Below are 16351 nucleotides of genomic sequence, written 5' to 3' on the forward strand. Positions count from 1 at the left end.
CTGATTGCCTCGATCAGCGGGTGTTCGTCGTCTGACGTGAGGGAGTCCAGTCAGCAGGGGGTGGTCGTCACCGAGCGCTTTATCGGTGAGCTTCCCTGCGAGGGATGTCGTCTGGTACGGGCGGACATCACGCTCAAGAGAGACGAGGAAAGCGGACAGCCTGACGGCTTCTTCATGCACCGGACCCGAGTCGATGCGGCGGAGGGCAATGTGTCTTCGACGCTGTGGGGCGGCTGGCGTCAGGAGCAACGGGATGATGCCACCTACTACTGCCTCGAAGCCCGCCCACAGGAGATCACGCTTCAGCTGAGCGAAGAGGGGGAGCGTCTGCTCTGGGTGCCACCGGACCCCGGGCAGAGTGACGAGGAACTGGTCGGCTTCGCCCTGCGTCAGGCAGAGCCGTTGTTGTAGCTATTGGCCCCGGCACCGGGCCGGACTTTCTGTCGATGGTTCTTGGCGTTTTCGGTAAAGGGCGGCGGCCATTCGGCGTTGGCGCCAATGCAGTCTTTCAGACACGCCAGGATGGGCGAGTCTTTCAAGCGGAGGGAGCCGGGTGGCGGATCCATCTTTTGATCTCGACGGGTTTATCAGGCTGCGCAAGCAGACCCGTGTCGTCGGCGACCTGCTCCAGGAGCAGGCAACGGACTATCTGGCGACCCTGGCGCTATTGATTCGGCCGCAGCGGATCTTCGGCGAATACTTGCTGGGCGCGCCAAGAGGAAACGGTCGTGATGCGCAGCATGCGTTCAAGGACTTCAAGGCGCTGTTCGAGGCGACGGCGGGGGCACAGCCGTTTCGCCTGATTCAGGAACTGGAGGTCCCGCTGGATATCCTGAGTTCGACGCCACAGCTCTACCCGTACGAATACGACGTGACCCTGGAAGGCCGTGCCAGGCCGGTGAGAGTGACCAGCCCGGTCAAGTGGGTGGTGGGGTACAGAGGGTTCGAGCTGCAACGTTTTCGCCAGATCATCAAGGACCCCAACCGCAGCACGGCGGAGCTTTTCAGGTTCGTCGCGCACTACCTGATGCTGTTTTTCTGCCTCAACCGCGAACCCGGACTGGGCCGACTGCTGCTCGGGCTTCGCTTCCCCGTCAGCTTCGAACGGCTGGCCGATTTCGGCGACATGCCGTTTTGCGTGATAGGTGCGCCGGTAGCGTCTCAGCTGCCCGCCCACAGCATGATTCTGCGAAGTACCGAGGTCGCCGGCAACAACTCCTTCGAGGAGCTGGTCGAGCTTGGCGATATCGAAGCGATAGAAGACGGCATCAAGGAACGCCTGTTGAAGGCGGTAGCGGCGATCTGAGCCTGACAGCAGTTTATCCAACCCACATTCGAGGAAGTCGACGCCATGGCGGAAAAGGACAGTACACAACACAAGCTGGGCCGTATTCGGGCCCCGCGCGTTCACATCACCTACGACGTGGAGATCGGTGACAGCCAGGAACAGAAGGAGCTTCCCTTTGTTGCCGGTGTCATCGGTGACTATACCGGCAACCCCCTGAGTCCTCCCCCAAAACTCAAGGACCGCAAGTTCGTTGCCATCGATCGTGACAACTTCGACAGCGTGCTCAAGGGCTTCAAGCCGCGGCTCGCCTATCGGGTCGACAACACCCTGTCCAAGGATGGCACCCAGCTACCGGTCGAACTCAACTTCAACGCGCTCGAGGACTTCGAGCCGCAGAACGTCGTCAAACAGGTCGAACCCCTGCGCAAGTTGCTGGAAGTACGCAACAAGCTGGCGGACCTGCGCAACAAGATGGGCGGCAACGACAAGCTCGAAGAGCTGTTGATGGATGTGCTGCAGAACAGCGAAAAGCTCAAGGCGCTCGGCGACGAGTTTGGCCGCGAGCAGGCCGTCAGCGACGACAACAACCTGTAGAGCCGGAGCCAGGACATGTCAGACAACGAAATACAGGCGCAGCCTGAACAAAGCACCGTTTTCGCCCCGGAGTCCTCGCTGCTGGAGAGCATCATCTCCGAAAGCCGAGTGGCGCGCTCGGAGAACGAGCGCTCTCGCGCCAGGGACCTGATCGAGGAGCTGGTCGCCCAGGTGCTCGAAGGCGAAGTGCTGCCGAGCAAGGACCTGATCGCGGTACTGGATGCACGCATCGCCGAGATCGACGCCATGCTCTCCGAGCAGATGAACGAGATCATGCACGCCGGCGAGTTCCAGCAACTCGAGTCTTCCTGGCGTGGCTTGAAGTACCTGGTCGACCAGAGCGAGACCGGCGGCAACATGAAGATCCAGGTGCTGAACGCCACCAGAAAGGATCTCGTCCGCGACATGAAGTCGGCGCCGGAGTTTGACCAGAGTGCGCTGTTCAAGAAGGTCTACGAGGAAGAATACGGCACCTTTGGCGGCGCTCCCTTCGGCATGCTGATCGGCGATTTCGAGTTTTCGCGCAGTCCCGAGGACATCTATCTGCTCGAGCAGGTGTCCCACGTGGCGGCAGCGGCTCACGCCCCCTTTATCTCGGCCGCCTCACCGGAATTGTTCGGCTGGGATTCGTTCACCGAGATGACCGGACCGCGGGATCTTTCCAAGGTGTTCGACACCGTCGAATACGCCAAGTGGAAGTCGTTTCGCAACTCCGAGGATGCTCGCTACGTCGGCCTGACTCTGCCCCACGTGCTGGGTCGCCTGCCCTACGGCCCCGAGACCGCGCCGGTGGAGGAGTTCAACTTCGTCGAGAGCGTCGATGGCCGTGACCACAACCAGTACCTGTGGATGAACGCCGCCTACGCGATGGGTGCGCGGGTGACCGACGCCTTCGCCAACTACGGCTGGTGTGTGGCCATTCGTGGTGTCGAGGGTGGCGGGCTGGTGGAGGATCTGCCGACTCACACCTTCCAGACCGATGACGGCGAGGTGGCGCTCAAGTGTCCGACCGAGATCGCCATCACCGACCGACGCGAGAAGGAACTGGCGGATCTGGGGTTCATTCCACTGGTGCACTGCAAGGGCACCGACTATGCCGCCTTCTTCGGGGTCCAGTCGGCGCAGAAGCAGAAGCAGTACAACACCGATGTCGCCAACGCCAATGCGCGTCTGTCGGCGCAGTTGCAGTACATCTTCGCGACCTCGCGGATCGCCCACTACATGAAGGCGATCATGCGCGACAAGGTCGGCAGCTTTGCTTCGCGTACCAGCGTCGAGCGCTATCTCAACGAGTGGCTGTCGCAGTACGTGCTGCTGGATGACAACGCCAGCCAGGAAGCCAAGGCCCAGTACCCGCTGCGCGAGGCTCACGTCGAGGTCGCCGAGGTGCCCGGCAAGCCCGGCGTCTACAAGGCGGTGACCTTCCTGCGCCCGCATTATCAGCTCGATGAGCTGACGGCGTCACTGCGCCTGGTGGCGGAACTGCCGCAGTCTTCACGCAACTGATCACGGCGGCGCTCGCACCGGGCAGGAAGCGGGACGCGAGGAAGGTCGCTGACAGGGGAGGTCCGTCATGCAGGCAAGAGGCACAAGGATGGTGGTGCCCACGCTCTGGAGCCGGTTGCTCGATGACGAGCCGCACCGGGTCGAGGACGCCGCCGGTCGCTGCTGGTGCACCCTGGAGGAGTACAAGTCGACGATCGTCGCCGACCTCGAAAACCTGGTGAACACGCGTCGAGAGCTGCTGGCCGATCACCTCCAAGGCTTTCCTCTGTTGCAGCAGTCGATGCTGGCCTATGGCCTGCCTGACTTCCTCGGTCGGGGCCTCAACAGCAGCGAGGACCGCCAGTACATCCAGCGCCAGCTGGCCTACGCCATCGAAGCCAATGACAGCCGTTTTCGCGACGTGAAGGTGCAGTTGCGTGAGCAGGATTCTCGTCAGCGGCTACTGAAGTTTCGCCTCGAAGCCGTGCTGGTCCTTGTCGATAGCCACCACCAGGTGGCCTGCGAAGCGGTGCTGCAGGCCGAAACCCAACGCTACAAAGTGCAGAACCTGACCTGATGCTCGACGAACTCTTGCCCTACTACGAGAAGGAGCTCTCTCACCTGCGCTTTCTGGGGCAGGAGTTCGCTCGCGAGTACCCCAAGGTCGCTTCCCGGCTGCAGCTGGAAGAAGACAACTGCGCCGATCCCCACACCGAGCGGCTGATCGAAGCCTTCGCCTTTCTGTCAGCCAGGGTCCACAAGAAGCTCGATGACGACCTGCCGGAAATCGTCGAGTCCTTTCTGGACGTCCTCTATCCGCACTATCTGAAACCGACGCCGTCACTGTCGGTGGTGCAGTTTGACCTGGGGGAAGACTCGGCCCTCGACAGCCGCTACCAGGTGGCTCGGCATACCGAGCTGTCGTCTCAGCCGGTAGCGGGCTGCGTGCTCAATTTTCGTACCTGTTATGACGTCACGGTGTGGCCGTTGCGGGTAGAGGCCGCGCGATTCAGCCGGCAGGAGCGTTCGGCATTCAATGGCCGCGACGGTGACGCCGTGGCGCGACTCGATCTCGACCTTGGCGTCACCGGACAGCAGTCGCTTGGCAAGCTCGGCGTCGACCGGCTGCGTTTCTTTCTCGACGGCGAGGGGGCCTTGATGCACCCGCTGTACGAGCTTCTGTTCAACAACCTCTGTCGCCTGAGCGTCAGCGTGGAAGAAGGGGGCCGCAGGCGCGAGATCGGCCTGCCGCTGGAGGCCATCGAACCGGTCGGTTTCGGCACCGAAGAAGGGCTGATGGACTACTCGGAGCGTTCCTTCCTGGGTTACCGCCTGCTGCACGAGTACTTCACCTTTCCCGAGAAGTTCATGTTCTTCGACATCGTGGGCCTCGATCGAGCGCTGGCGAAGGTCCAGGGACATCGGATACGTCTAAGCCTGCTGTTCGGCGACTACGACCAGAGCGATCGGCTGGAGCGACTGGCCCAGAATATCGCTCGTAATCATTTTCGCCTTGGCTGCACCCCGATCATCAATCTGTTCGAGCGGATGGCCGAGCCGATTCAGCTGACCCATACCCGCCACGAGTATCCGGTGGCTGCCGACGTGCGTCATCCGTTCGGCGTCGAGATCCTGTCGGTTCACGACGTCAAGCGTGTCCGCAAGGGCGCCGACACCAACGAGGTGCGCGTCTGTCATCCCTTCTTCGAACCCCGGGGGCAGCGGGTGAACCGGGGAGACTGCTACTGGGTCGCCAAGCGGGTCCCCTCGGAGCGCCATCGCGACCAGGGAACCGACGTGCTGCTGCGGCTGGTGGATCGCGAGTTGACCCTGGTGGACAGCGTCACCGATACCCTGAGTCTCAGGGTCACCTGCAGCAATCGAGACCTTCCCCAGCAGCTCAATTTCGGCAACCCCCAGGGGGATCTCTTTCTGCCCAGCGAGCAGGTGGTCAAGGCCATTCGCTGTCTGCGCAAGCCCACCAGTGCCGTTCGGCCACCACTGGGCAAGGGCACGATCTGGCGTCTGGTGTCGCACCTGTCACTCAACCATCTGTCGCTGGTATCCCAGGGGCGCGAGGCCCTGCTGGAGATCCTGTCGCTCTACAACTATCGCGACGCTGACGCCGCCCGTCGCCAGATCAATGGCATCACCGCCATCGACACCAGTGTCGCCATGACGCGTATCGGTCATCCGCGTCCGGCCTTTGTGCGCGGCCTCGGTATCCGTCTGGAACTCGACGAACGTCAGTTCATCGGCAGCGGTATCTATCTCTTTGGCACGGTGCTCGACCATTTTTTCGGTCAGTACTGTTCGATCAACAGCTTCAGCCAGCTGACCCTGGTCAGCCAGCAGCGCGAAAAGGAGGTGGTCACATGGCCGCCCAGAACCGGCACTCAGCCCCTGGTCTGATCGACCGGGCGCGGGCTGAGCCTTACCGGTTCAGCTTCTTTCAGCTCGTGAGGCTGTTGCGCCTGCACTACAGCCACCAGGGACGGCTCGATCCCGAGTCGCGTCCCCACGAGGACCCGCTGCGCTTTCGCACCCGGCTGTCGCTGGACTTCCCCGCCAGCGAGATCAGTGACCTGTCGTTCGAGAGCGGCAAGCGGCTGTCGCCGCTGGAACAACCCTTGACCGAGATGCAGGTGACCTTTCTGGGACTGGTGGGGCCGTCGGGGGTCTTGCCCAGGCCCTATACCGAGACCCTGATCGATCGTCATATCCAGCTGCGTGACGACGCCGCCCACGCCTTTCTCGATCTGTTTTCCCATCGCATGACGGCGATGTTCTATCAGGCCTGGCAGAAGTATCGCTTTCACATCGAGCACGAGCGCAAGGGACAGGCCGACTTTCAGCGCCAGCTTCTGTCGCTGGTCGGCTTGAGTGACCAGACCCGCCACTTCGTCGCCGAGGTCGACGGCAGCATCGGCGATGACCCGGCAAAGGACGATGCGCGACTGCCTGGCCACCTTTTCAGCTACTTCGCCGGCCTCTTGACCCAGCGTCCACGCAATGGCGCCAACCTCGAGGCGATGCTCGCCTTCACCTTCGGGGTGAGCTGCAGGGTCAAGCCCTTCGCCGGTCGTTGGCTGACGCTTCCCGGGCGAGAGCGGACGCGCCTTGGGCAGCGTAACGCGCGACTTGGCCAATCGGCGGTCACCGGCTCACGGGTGTGGGACTACCAGTCCTGCGTGCGGGTGGTGCTCTCGCCGCTGAGCCTTGACGACTTCGCGCGCTTTCTGCCCGACCAGGCCGACCACCGGCGGCTGGTGGCGGCGACCCGCTTCTACCTGGGCGCAGAGCTCGACTTCGAGCTGGAGCTTGGCCTGCGCGCCGATGAGGTGCCGCCGGCCACGCTTGGCGGACAGGGCAGGCCAGGCGGGGTAGCCCTCGGTCGTCTGGGCTGGCTGGGCAAGCGCACCCGCCGCCGCGATGGCCAGGTGATTTTTCGTATTCCTTTTGAGGGAGCCAGCACGTGAGTCTCAAGACGCTGTTTGCCAAGTTGGATGAAGTGAGTCGCAAGGCCATGGAAGAGGCAGCGGGATTGTGCCTGGCCAAGCGGCAGTACGAGGTGGATGTCGAGCACCTGCTGCTGAAGTTGCTGGAGGGTGACGACAACGATGTGGTGCGCGTCGCGCGCCACTTCGAGCTGGCACTGGATCGTCTGGCCGATCAACTGGACCGTTCCACCGAGTCATTCAAGACCGGCTGCACCCGCACGCCGGCGCTGTCGCCGCATATCACGCGTTTGATCGAGCGCGCCTGGATGATCGCCTCCATCGAGCAGGCCACCAGCCGAATTCGTAGCGGCCACCTGCTGCTGGCACTGCTCGATGACCAAGAGCTGCGTCGGGTGGTGGTCGAGAGCGCACCGGAGCTCGAGCGTGTGGACGCCGACGAGCTGCGCCTTCACTTCGATGACCTGCTGGCGGCAAGCCCGGAACACGGCACCAGCGGTGACGACAGTGGGGCGGCTGCCGGTGCACCGCCATCACGCTCGGGCAAGACCCCGGCACTCGATCGCTACACCATCGACCTGACCGCCAACGCCCGGGCCAGGCGTATCGATCCGGTGCTCGGGCGCGATGGCGAGATTCGTCAGATGATCGACATCCTCACCCGGCGGCGTCAGAACAATCCGATCCTCACCGGTGAGGCCGGCGTCGGCAAGATCGCGGTCGTCGAAGGGCTGGCGCTGAAGATCGTCGAGGGGCGGGTGCCCCAGGCCCTGGCCAATGTCGAACTGCGCACCCTGGATCTGGGCCTGTTGCAGGCCGGTGCCGGTGTGAAGGGCGAGTTCGAGCAGCGGCTCAAGGATGTGATCGAGGAGGTCAAGCGCAGCCTGCACCCGATCATCCTGTTCATCGATGAGGCTCACACCCTGATCGGCAGCGGTGGTCAGGCGGGGCAGGGCGACGCCGCCAACCTGCTCAAGCCGGCGCTGGCCAGGGGGGAGCTGCGCACCATCGCCGCCACCACCTGGGCGGAGTACAAGAAGTACTTCGAGAAGGATGCCGCCCTGGCCCGCCGCTTCCAGGTGATCAAGGTCGACGAGCCCAGCGAAGAAGTCGCGATCGGCATGCTGCGCGGCCTCGCCGATCGCATGCGTGAACACCATGGGGTCGAGGTGCTCGATGATGCCGTGGTGCAGGCGGTGCGCCTGTCCCATCGCTATATCAGTGGGCGCCAGCTGCCGGACAAGGCGGTCAGCGTGCTGGATACCGCTTGTGCCCGGGTGGCCCTGGGTCAGGCGGTGGTACCCGCCGAGCTTGAGGATGCCCAGCAGCGACTGCGCGATCTCGACAGCGAACGCCAGACGCTGGCGGCGGAACGCGAGCGCGGTGGCGATCATGCCACCCGGCTGGCGGAGCTCGATGAGCGGATCGCGGACGTGCAGGGCGAGATCGAGGTGCTCGAGGCCGCTTGGCAGTGCCAGCGCGAGGCGCTCGACGGACTGCGCGAGGCCCAGCAGGCGCTGGCCGATGCCGCCGATGCCGAGAAGGGGCCTGAGCGAGATGCAGCCCTCGAGGTGCTCAAGGCCAGGCGTCAGGATTTCGCACAGGCGGCCGGAGACAGCGTGCTGGTCCATCCCTGCGTCGACGGCAATGCCATCGGCGCGGTGGTCTCCGCCTGGACCGGTATTCCACTGACCAAGATGCAGCGTGACGAGATCGACACCGTGCGTCAGTTGCCGGCACTGCTGGCGAGCCGGGTGATCGGCCAGGACCACGCGCTGGAGGAGATCGGCAAGCGCATCAGCCTGTCGCGGGCCAAGCTCGAGGACCCGAGCAAGCCGGTGGGGGTATTTCTGCTGCTGGGGCCAAGTGGCGTCGGCAAGACCGAAACCGCGCTGGCGCTGGCCGACACCCTTTATGGCGGTGAGCGCAATCTCATCACCATCAACATGTCGGAGTACCAGGAGGCCCACACGGTGTCCTCGCTCAAGGGCTCACCTCCCGGCTATGTCGGCTACGGCGAGGGCGGCGTGCTGACCGAGGCGGTGCGCCGCAAGCCCTACAGCGTGGTGCTGCTTGATGAGGTCGAGAAGGCCCACCCCGATGTGCTCGAGCTGTTCTTCCAGGTGTTCGACAAGGGCGTCATGGAGGACGGCGAAGGCCGCGAGATCGATTTCCGCCACAGCGTCATCCTGCTGACCTCCAACGTCGGTACCGACTGGATCATGCAGCGTTGTCTGGAGGCCGAGGCGCGACCGGCACCCGAGGCACTGGTGGGTGAGATGACCGACACCCTCAACCGAGTGTTCAAGCCGGCCTTTCTTGGCCGCCTCAAGATCGTGCCCTACTACCCGGTGACCGGGGACATCCTCACCCGCATCGTCGATCTGAAGCTGGCGCGTCTGGCCCGGCGCTTCCAGGACCATCACGGCACCCGCCTGAGCTTCGACGAGGCCCTGGCCGCGCGCATCGCCGAACGCTGCACCCAGACCGATAGCGGTGCACGCAGCATCGACCACCTGTTGACCAGCAGCCTGATGCCGGCACTCGCCGAGCGCGTGCTTGGCTGTATGGCCGAGGATCGCGAGGTCGTCGACCTGGTGATCGGTATCGATGATCAGGATCGATTCAGCTATCGCCCGGCGATGGTCGAGTCGGCCGACGACGCCTGTCTGGTGCAGGGCTAAGGAGATCGTGATGAACATGCATGCTCCCCGACCGGCGCCGACGCGGCGGCTCACCTTCACGCTGCTGGTGCTGGCGACGCTGGCGCTTGCCGGCTGTGGCGTCAGCGACCGGCTTGGCAAACAGATGGACGGCACGGTCGGGGACATCCTGTTCGACCAGCAGGAGCGGGTGATCGTGGCGCTCAAGGGTGATGAGTCGCTCAACCCCGACGCCGAGGGCAATCCACTGTCGGTGGTGGTGCGTATCTATCAGCTCGACGCCTTGACTGCCTTCAATGCGGCCAACAGTGAAGCGCTGTGGGACAGCGCCGGCGACAGCCTGGGCGACAGCCTGCTCGGCGAACGCGAGGTGGTGGTTCTGCCGGGACGCACCCAGGTGGAAGTGGCCCCGATGGCCCCGGGCACCCGGTATGTGGCGGTGGTGGCCTTCTTCCGCCAGATCGAGGGGGAGGGTTGGCGACTGGTGTTCGATGCCGAAGCCATGCGCAAGGACGGCATCCTGACCTCGCCGGATGGTGTGGTGCTGACCCTCGAGGGCAGTCGCATTACCCCCATGGACGAAGACAGCGCCGAGCTGGTGGCCACCGCCGGCAGCCTGGCCCGGGCCTTTGCGCCCTGACACGACAAGGAAGCCAGCCGTGAGCAAACACAATCGGGTGATGTGGTCGGAGGGGATGTTTCTCCAGCCCCAGCACTTTCAGTATCAGGATGAGTTTCACCAGCACCAGTTGGGCGAGGCCAGTACACGCTCGGGGCCCTTCAACTGGGGGGTCCAGGTACTCGAGGTCGACCTGGACGAGCTCGCTCATGGTCGCCTCAAGCTGTCGCGTCTGAAGGTGGTGTTTGCCGACGGCACCCTGTTCGACGCGCCTCAGCACGATCCTCTGCCTCCGGCGCGTGATCTCGGGGAGCTGAGCGGGGTGGCCGAGTGCAAGGTCTTTGCCGCCCTGCGTCAGGTGACGCCGTTCTCGCCCAATGTGGTCGATGACGCGCACCGCCGCGGCCACGACCGTCGCTTCCGCCAGCGCTTCGAGACCCTGCCGGACCTGCTGGAGGGCGAGCTGGAAAACGAGCTGGCACTGCTGGAGTTGAACGTGGCACTGCTGCTTGACGGTGATGAGCTCAAGGGCAGCAGCCACTGCCCGATCCTGCGTCTGAAGCGCAACGCCGCCGGCGAGTTCTCCCTCGACAGCGACTTTATCCCGCCCTGCCTGCACCTGAGTGCCAGCCCGGTCCTGCTGACTCTGGTTCAGCGCCTGATCGGCGTGTTGCAGGCCAAGAACGATGCCCTGTCGAGTCGGCGCAGGGAGCGCGCGGACAAGGTCGCCGAGTTCGGCTCCAGCGACGTGACCCTGTTCTGGCTCTTGTACACCGTCAACCGCGCCTATCCGCACCTGTCGCACCTGCTGGCGCATCCGCGGTTGTCCCCGGTGGAGCTGTTTCGCTTCCTGTCGGACCTGGTCGCCAGCCTGATGACCTTCTCGACCGCTCATCGTCTTGATGCGCTACCGAGCTACCAGCATCTGGATGCCGCAGCGTCACTGTTCACTCTCGAGACCCGGGCTCGCGAGCTGCTCGATACGGTGGTGCCGAACGAGTACATCCCGATCGCCCTCGAGCAGACCAAGCCCTCCTATTACGTCGGTCGACTGCACGATCCGCGCCTTGGCGACGCCGACTTCTACGTCTGCGTCCACGCCGATATGCCCGGCGCCAAGCTGATCGAGCTGGTGCCGCGCGCCTTCAAGGTCGGCTCCCCCGAAGACATCGAGGTGGTGGTCAACAGCGCCATGCCAGGCGGCACCCTGGTCCACGCCGCGCGCCTGCCGGTGGCAATTCCGGTGCGCCTGGACAACCACTACTTCGCGCTGGAGCCCAGGGGGCGCATGTACGAGCGAATGATGTCGGCCGAGGCCATCGCTTTCTACGTTCCAAGCGGTTTCACCAATCTCAAGATTGAACTGATGGCGGTGTTGAAATGAACCAGACCTCCGTAGCACAGCAGGGAACTTCACGCTGGGAGTCCGTCTCCACCACAGCGTCACAAGGGGGCGATACAGGGCAACAGGCGCAGCGGCTGAGCGAACTGGCCCAGGACTTCTTCTCGATGGTGCTGTTGGTGCGTCGCGGCAGCGAGGCTCCCAGCGTCGAGGCCTTCCTCTCGCGGGTCGAGGCATTCTTCAACGAGATGGAAGCCCGGGCGCTGGCCCGCGGCTACTCCCTCGAGCAGTTTCGTGACGCCCAGTACGCACTCTGCGCCTTTCTCGACGAGAGCGTACTGGCCGCCGGTGAAAGCAAGATGCGCGAGTACATCGAACTTCACCCGCTGCAGTACAAGTTCTTCGGCGTGCATCTGGCCGGAGAGGGCTTCTTCGAACGTCTCGACAGCCTGCGCAGCGATCTCAAGGGCAACCTGGATGTGCTCGAGGTCTACCACCTGTGCCTGGCGCTGGGATTCGAGGGCAAGTTTCGCCTCGAACACCGCGACCAGCTGCGCTACATCGCCAACACCCTGGGCCAGGATCTGGCGCGCTATCGCCCTTTGCCCGCCGAGCTTTCACCCAGCTGGCGCTTGCCGGATCAGGTCGGACAGTTGTTGCGCTACGAGATTCCCGTGTGGGTTTACCTGTTGCTGATCGTGCTGGTCTGCGGCGTCACCTTTCTGGTGCTGGACGGGCTGCTCGATGCTCGTGTCGAGGCGCTGATCGAGCGCCTGCCGTCTCTGTTCACGACTTCTTGAGGGAGCCCCGTCATGCGCCGACTGCTGCGAGTTCTCAAGAGTTTCTGGCTGATCTCCCTGCTGCTGTGGGGACTGGGCGTGCTGGCATGCCTGTGGTGGATCCCCCGTCTCGGTGGTGGACTCGAGCGGTTGGGAGTTGCGGTCGCCATCCTCACCGCGTTGTGGCTGTTGGCCGTGGTCCTGCGCAAGTACCGCAAGCTGCGCAACGAACGCGGCCTTGAAAGCCTGCTTCAGCTCGAGGTCGATCGCGAAGCCGCCAGCAGTGACGCCGGCGACTACGACGTCCTGCGCGAGCGTCTGAAGACGGCGCTTGGGGTGCTGAAGGCGCGTGGCGGGCGGCGCACCCATCTGAGCGAGCTGCCCTGGTACCTGGTGGTGGGGTTGAGCGCCTCGGGCAAGACCTCGCTGCTCAGCCGCTCTGGGCTCGACTCCAGCGTCGCTGCCTTGTCGGGGGACGCCGGCACCCAGTACTGCGACTGGTACTTCGGCAGCGACGCCGTGATGATCGACACCGCCGGGCGCTATATCACCGAGGACCAGCCCGCACGTGCCTTCGCCGACTTCCTGCGCCTGCTGGCCAGGCGGCGCAAGCGTCGTCCGATCAATGGACTGGTGGTGGTGGTTGACCTGCCGCAGCTGCTGGAGGCATCGCGTGAGCGCAATCACGCCCTGGCCGAGCAGTTGATCGAGCGGATCAACACCTACTATCACGCGCTGGGCGCCACCCCCCCGGTCTATCTGTGCTTCAGCAAGGTCGACCTGCTGCCTGGCTTCAACGAGACCTTCGACAGCCTCGATGAACAGGCGCGGCGTCGCCCATGGGGCATGACCTTTTCGATATCGGAGATCCGCGGCAAGGGTGTCGGTGCACTGTTTCAGCAGCGGCTGGCCGGCATGAGCCAGGCGTTGAGGCACCGTCTGGCGCAGCGTCTGCGGAGTGAAGAGGTCGAGGTCGACAACGCGCTGTTGCGCTTCCCCGACTACATCGCCGAAGTACAGGGGCGTCTTCAGGACTTCCTCGATCCCTTCGACCTGACCATCAGCGGGACCACGGCACCACTGACGCGGGGCGTCTACTTCACCAGTGCGCTGCAGCAAGGCGAGCGCCTGCTACCGATCTTCGATGATCAGGTGAAAGAAGACTTCGCCCTGGGCCCGTTCAAGCCGGTGTCTGAGCAGACACTTGCCCAGGATAGGGGCCCAAGGCTCGACAAGGCGCCGGCGCAGCCGGTCGACATCCAGGAGCCGGCCCCCGTTGCCCAGCGCAGCTACTTTATCCAGGGGCTGTTCAAGGACGTCGTCATCGCCGACCGCAATCTGGTCGAGCACTACAGCCGTCATGGCCGGCGGCGCAACGCGACGCTGTGGGTCTCCTCTCTGGCCGCGGTGACCGGGGTCGCCCTGCTGGGGTATCTCGGCTACGGCTACTGGACTCAGCGCGAGGGCCTGGTGGCGTTGCAGGGGCAGGTCGATGATGCCGTGGCCGAGCCTCCCGGTGTGCGGCTTACGCTGTTGCATGACGAACTCATTGGACTCAAACGGACGGACGCGCAGGGCCGGCCTTTCTGGCAAGGCGACGTCTTCGCCGTGCATCGTTCGCTCGAACCCGGCGTGGAACACGCCTACCTGACGATGCTTGAAGCCCAGGCGCTCAAGCCGGTCCTGGCCAGCCTGCGCAACCGGTTCGAGGCGATCGGGGTGATGGCCGACGACGTTGGCCTGGAGACCCATATCGACAGCGCGGTGGTGCTTGGTCAATTGCCCGGTGTCGCCAGTGGCGAGGGGACGACTGCCGACTCGGCTGGTGAGGAGGGCTCGTTGCTGGCCGACGGGCGGGAAGCGCTGGACGATCGGCGCGACAGTATCCGCGACCGCCTGACCTCGCGCCCGTCCCTTGGCAGTGTGCCGCGCTCGCCGGGGGAACTGGCCAGCCGCTTGCGCGGGGAAGTCGATTATCGCCTGCGCGGCAGCGTCTCCGATGCGTACTGGGGGGCGCGCATGCAAGGCTGGGATGCCCTGCGCGAAGGCGCTCGCAATGCCTGGCGCGATGGTCTGGAAGGCCTCGATGACCTGGCTCACAGTGGTCCCGCGCTGGGCCAGGGCGGTTCGGCGATCTCTCAGGCGGCGGTCAATCGCCTGGCGCCGTCCCAGGTGGCCCAGCTGATCGAAGGCTATGACGCCCTCAAGCTTTACCTGGTGTTGACCGGGCCACAGCAGCATCCCGAGGCCGACTTCGTTCGAATGGCGCTGTATCAGGCGTGGTTGGCACTCGCCGAGGGTGGCGAGGTCGCGCACAAGGACCCGCTCATCCGCGACAACGTCGAGTTGTACGCCAGCTACCTCGAGGCCGGTACGGCGCCGGCTCTGGCACGTGACGAGCTGCTGGTAGCCCAGGCCCGTGCCGACCTCAAGGCCTTCCTGATCGATAACTCGCCTGCCGACCGCGAGTACCTGCGGCTGCGCCTGGCGGCTCAGGCCCAGTTCCCGCCGCTGACGCTTGCCGCCATGCTGCCCCAGGACACCCAGGAACTGATGTATGCCAGCGAGTCGGTGCCGGCGTTCTTTACCTATCGAGTGTGGCGCGAGTTCGTGCTGCCCGAGCTCAAGGACACCCTGGCGTCGGAAATCAAGCAGGAGCGGGACTGGGTGCTGGATGGCGAGAACGAACAGGACGCGAAGATCGCCAAGGCGCGCTTCGCCGATGCCATCCTGCGGCGCTACAAGCGGGACTACCTGTTCGCCTGGGAGCGCTTCCTCGCCAGCGTCGGCATTCGTCGCTTCGAAGGGCTCGACGTCTCCCGTCAGCAGCTGACCCGACTCAGTGACTACCAGCGCTCACCGATCAAGCAGGTATTGCAGGCGGTGGACGCCAACACTCGCTGGGACAGCTCGAGCGTCGAGCAGCGACTGGCGGCGGCGCCAGCGGACGACGCGGCCAGCACCATATACGGCGACGGCGACATCCAAGGCAGTGCCTCCGGCGAGGGAGGCGAAGGCCCCGGGGTGTGGCGGCGCACCGTCGACTGGATCAGCCAGGACGGCAGTGACACGGCCCTGGCGGCGCTGGACTCGACGGACCTGCTGGCTGTCCATGATGGCGTGCTGGCGAGCTACTTCAGCCCGGTAGGCAAGCTGTTCGACAGCGATCCGGCCGATGGCAATGACGCCTCCCAGATGGATCGCTACCTGCTGCTGTTGCGCCAGTTGAAGGTGCGTCTGGACAGCATCCAGCGTGGTGATCCCGGCAAGCGTACCAAGTTGCTGGTGCAGGAGGTGATCGACGATCGCCCCAACGAGGTCACCGCACTGCGCAACTACGTCTCGGCCAATATCGATACCTCCCAGGACGAGCTGGTGCAGGCATTGTTGCGGCTGTTCCGTGACCCGGTGTCATTTTCTGTCGACAGCCTCAACGGGCCCATCGCCGGTTATCTGGCGGTGGCCTGGGGTGACCAGATTGCCACTCCCTGGAACAGCATGGTGAGGGGGCGTTATCCGGTCAATGACTCCGCCAATGAGGCCTCGGTGCGTGATCTTCGCCTGTTTGTTGACCCCGAGACAGGGCTGTTCACCCAGTTCGAGCAGGCCGAGGTCGGCAATCTTGGCGAGGCCTGGCAGGGGGACGAGCCGCTGGTGGATCCGCGGATCACCGAGACCATTGCCGGTGGCACCCAGGTGGGCGACGTGCTGGCGAGCCTCGGCGATGTCGAGAACGGCTTCGAGATCATGATCCAGCCGGCCCCCAACCTGACCTCGATCAGCCTGACCATCGATGGCCAGGAACAGGTCTACCGCAATGGCCAGCAGACCTGGCAGCGCTTCACCTGGCCCGGCGAACCGCGCCGTGCCGGGGCCAAGCTGGACGTGGTGACCTACAGCGGCATGCACGTGAACGTCTTCGACTTTCCGTCGCGCTGGGGGCTTTTGCGGATGATCGACTCCGCCGACGTCACCAACCTCGACGGCGTGCGCCAGCGTTTCACCTGGTACACCGGCGCGGGTCCGGTCAGCTTCGTTGCGCGCAACTTCGGCGGGGTCAAGCTCACCGACCTGAAGAAGGTACGCCAACTGCGCGTACCGACCCTGGGGGCCCGATGATGAG

General features: G+C 64.4%; 12 protein-coding genes. All 12 read left to right on the forward strand.

The window, feature by feature from the left end; genetic code table 11:
- The first annotated feature begins 36 nt into the window (after positions 1 to 36).
- The 12 genes from NKF27_RS03845 (at position 37) to NKF27_RS03900 (ending at position 16347) form a co-directional block, all read left to right on the forward strand.
- The gene (locus NKF27_RS03845) at positions 37 to 411 is read left to right on the forward strand and encodes a hypothetical protein (protein ID WP_253555382.1); all 375 of its coding nucleotides are present in this window, start codon (positions 37 to 39) and stop codon (positions 409 to 411) included.
- Positions 412 to 553: 142 nt separating this feature from the next.
- Positions 554 to 1306 carry a hypothetical protein gene (locus NKF27_RS03850; protein WP_253555383.1) on the forward strand — a complete coding sequence of 251 codons (753 nt, stop codon included), beginning with the start codon at positions 554 to 556 and terminating at the stop codon, positions 1304 to 1306.
- Between the two features lie 45 nt (positions 1307 to 1351).
- Positions 1352 to 1882 (forward strand): type VI secretion system contractile sheath small subunit, encoded by a 531-nt coding sequence (gene tssB, locus NKF27_RS03855; protein WP_108448081.1) that lies wholly within the window; start codon positions 1352 to 1354, stop codon positions 1880 to 1882.
- Positions 1883 to 1897: 15 nt separating this feature from the next.
- Positions 1898 to 3388, forward strand: a complete 1491-nt coding sequence (tssC, locus tag NKF27_RS03860; RefSeq protein WP_253555384.1) for a type VI secretion system contractile sheath large subunit — start codon at positions 1898 to 1900, stop codon at positions 3386 to 3388.
- An 88-nt stretch (positions 3389 to 3476) separates the two neighbouring features.
- Positions 3477 to 3944 carry a type VI secretion system baseplate subunit TssE gene (gene tssE / locus NKF27_RS03865; protein ID WP_253555386.1) on the forward strand — a complete coding sequence of 156 codons (468 nt, stop codon included), beginning with the start codon at positions 3477 to 3479 and terminating at the stop codon, positions 3942 to 3944.
- Positions 3944 to 5779 (forward strand): type VI secretion system baseplate subunit TssF, encoded by a 1836-nt coding sequence (tssF, locus tag NKF27_RS03870; RefSeq protein ID WP_253555387.1) that lies wholly within the window; start codon positions 3944 to 3946, stop codon positions 5777 to 5779. The genes tssE and tssF overlap by 1 nt, the downstream gene beginning before the upstream one ends.
- Positions 5743 to 6846: a type VI secretion system baseplate subunit TssG gene (gene tssG / locus NKF27_RS03875; protein WP_253555389.1), complete on the forward strand. Its 1104-nt coding sequence runs from the start codon at positions 5743 to 5745 to the stop codon at positions 6844 to 6846. The genes tssF and tssG overlap by 37 nt, the downstream gene beginning before the upstream one ends.
- Complete coding sequence (tssH, locus tag NKF27_RS03880; RefSeq protein WP_253555390.1) at positions 6843 to 9509, forward strand: type VI secretion system ATPase TssH; 2667 nt, start codon at positions 6843 to 6845, stop codon at positions 9507 to 9509. Before tssG ends, tssH begins: the two co-directional genes overlap by 4 nt.
- Positions 9510 to 9519: 10 nt before the next feature.
- A complete protein-coding gene (gene tssJ, locus NKF27_RS03885; protein WP_253555391.1) occupies positions 9520 to 10128 on the forward strand; it encodes a type VI secretion system lipoprotein TssJ in 609 nt (202 codons plus the stop codon).
- A 19-nt stretch (positions 10129 to 10147) separates the two neighbouring features.
- Positions 10148 to 11491 (forward strand): type VI secretion system baseplate subunit TssK, encoded by a 1344-nt coding sequence (gene tssK, locus NKF27_RS03890; RefSeq protein WP_253555392.1) that lies wholly within the window; start codon positions 10148 to 10150, stop codon positions 11489 to 11491.
- Complete coding sequence (gene icmH / locus NKF27_RS03895; protein WP_083970266.1) at positions 11488 to 12249, forward strand: type IVB secretion system protein IcmH/DotU; 762 nt, start codon at positions 11488 to 11490, stop codon at positions 12247 to 12249. Before tssK ends, icmH begins: the two co-directional genes overlap by 4 nt.
- Positions 12250 to 12261: 12 nt before the next feature.
- On the forward strand, positions 12262 to 16347 hold the full coding sequence (locus tag NKF27_RS03900) for a type VI secretion protein IcmF/TssM N-terminal domain-containing protein (protein ID WP_253555393.1): 4086 nt from the start codon (positions 12262 to 12264) through the stop codon (positions 16345 to 16347).
- The last annotated feature ends 4 nt before the right edge of the window (positions 16348 to 16351 follow it).

Origin of the sequence: Halomonas sp. DN3 (genome assembly GCF_024137905.1) — a bacterium.
Classification (GTDB): Bacteria; Pseudomonadota; Gammaproteobacteria; order Pseudomonadales; family Halomonadaceae; genus Halomonas; species Halomonas litopenaei.

Bases quoted from the DNA above. Each gene is read 5' to 3' on its own strand.
- tssJ (WP_253555391.1), top strand. From the start codon at position 9,520: ATGAACATGCATGCTCCCCGACCGGCGCCGACGCGGCGGCTCACCTTC.
- tssF (WP_253555387.1), top strand. From the start codon at position 3,944: ATGCTCGACGAACTCTTGCCCTACTACGAGAAGGAGCTCTCTCACCTG.
- tssE (WP_253555386.1), top strand. From the start codon at position 3,477: ATGGTGGTGCCCACGCTCTGGAGCCGGTTGCTCGATGACGAGCCGCAC.
- icmH (WP_083970266.1), top strand. From the start codon at position 11,488: ATGAACCAGACCTCCGTAGCACAGCAGGGAACTTCACGCTGGGAGTCC.
- tssB (WP_108448081.1), top strand. From the start codon at position 1,352: ATGGCGGAAAAGGACAGTACACAACACAAGCTGGGCCGTATTCGGGCC.
- NKF27_RS03900 (WP_253555393.1), top strand. From the start codon at position 12,262: ATGCGCCGACTGCTGCGAGTTCTCAAGAGTTTCTGGCTGATCTCCCTG.
- tssG (WP_253555389.1), top strand. From the start codon at position 5,743: ATGGCCGCCCAGAACCGGCACTCAGCCCCTGGTCTGATCGACCGGGCG.
- tssC (WP_253555384.1), top strand. From the start codon at position 1,898: ATGTCAGACAACGAAATACAGGCGCAGCCTGAACAAAGCACCGTTTTC.